Below are 1,480 nucleotides of genomic sequence, written 5' to 3'. Positions count from 1 at the left end.
GGGCGGCATCGGCGGGTCGACGGCCGTCACGGGCGGGCGGGGCCGGCGGGGCCTGCGTCCGCTGCGCCGCTTCCGGGCGCTGCCGCTGCGCTCCCGGCTGGCGCTGCTGGTCGCCACGGCGGTCGCGGTGGCGGTCGCGGCGGTGGCGGTGGCGTGCTGGTTCGTGACCCGGGAGCAGTTGGAGGACCAGCTCGACGACTCGCTGCGCAACGCGAAGATGGACAACGCGCCGATGCGCGATCTGCTGTCCTCGTGCCTGAGCGGCGGGCAGCTGCCCGCCCAGGAGTTCCCCGGCCAGTACACGGTGCAGATCGTCGCGGCGAACGGCGACTACTGCACGGCCCCGAACACGACCCCCGTCCCCGCCCAGCCCAGCGACATCGCCGTGGCGGCGGGGCGGGAGGCCGACGCCCTGCACACGACGGAGAACGACCGCGGGGAGGACATGCGGGTCTACACCCGCAAGCTGCCGCCGGTGGTCGGCTCCGGCCAGGCCAACAACGAGCTCGCGGTCTCGGTGGCCCGCCCGCTCAGCGAGATCGACGCACCGCTGTCCACGCTCGCCTGGGTGCTGGCCCTGGTCGGCGGCATCGGTGTCGTGGGGGCGGGCGCGGCCGGGCTGTGGGTGGCGCGGGCGGGGCTGCGCCCGGTGGACGAACTCACCGAGGCGGTCGAGCACGTGGCGCGCACGGAGGACCTGACCGTGCGCATCCCGGTCGACGGCGAGGACGAGATCGCCCGGCTCTCGCACTCCTTCAACTCCATGGCCGCGCCGCTCGCCTCGTCCCGCGACCGCCAGTACCGGTTGATCGCGGACGCGGGCCACGAGCTGCGCACCCCGCTGACCTCGCTGCGGACGAACGTGGAGCTGCTGGCCCGCAGCGACGATACGGGCCGGGTGATCCCGCCGGAGGACCGCAAGGCGCTGATGGCCTCGGTGAAGGCGCAGATGACGGAGCTGGCCGCGCTGATCGGCGACCTCCAGGAACTGGCCCGCCCGGACGCGGCCGAGCCGGGCCCGCTCCAGGTGGTGGCCCTGCACGAGGTCACCCGCTCCGCCCTGCGCCGTGCCCGCCTGCGCGGCCCGGAGCTGACGATCGCGGAGGACCTGGCCCCCTGGTACGTACGGGCGGAGCCGGCCGCGTTGGAGCGGGCGATCGTCAACGTCCTGGACAACGCGGTGAAGTTCAGCCCGCCCGGCTCCACGATCGACGTGCGGCTGCACCGGGGCGAGCTGACGGTACGGGACCGGGGCCCCGGCATCCCCGCCGAGGAACTCCCCCACGTCTTCGAACGCTTCTGGCGCTCCCCCTCCGCCCGCCAACTCCCCGGCTCGGGCCTGGGCCTGTCCATCGTGGCCCGTACGGTGCACCAGGCGGGCGGCGACATCACCCTCCGCCCGTCCCCGGACACCGGCCCCGGTACGGTCGCCACGATCACCCTGCCGGGAGCCCCGACACCGCCGCCGGGGGTGTGAGGG

The 1,480-nt window shown here is 75.1% G+C and carries 1 protein-coding gene; it reads left to right on the top strand.

Annotation, left to right across the window (positions count from 1 at the left end; translation table 11 throughout):
* Window positions 1–7: 7 nt before the first annotated feature.
* Window positions 8–1,477 (top strand): sensor histidine kinase, encoded by a 1,470-nt coding sequence (locus tag JS521_RS35665; RefSeq protein ID WP_307848019.1) that lies wholly within the window; start codon window positions 8–10, stop codon window positions 1,475–1,477.
* Window positions 1,478–1,480: the final 3 nt, after the last annotated feature.

The organism is Streptomyces durocortorensis, from assembly GCF_016901035.1.
Taxonomy (GTDB): Bacteria; Actinomycetota; Actinomycetes; order Streptomycetales; family Streptomycetaceae; genus Streptomyces; species Streptomyces durocortorensis.
Note: the sequence above shows the minus strand (reverse complement) of the source record. Positions and strands in the feature narration are given on the sequence as shown.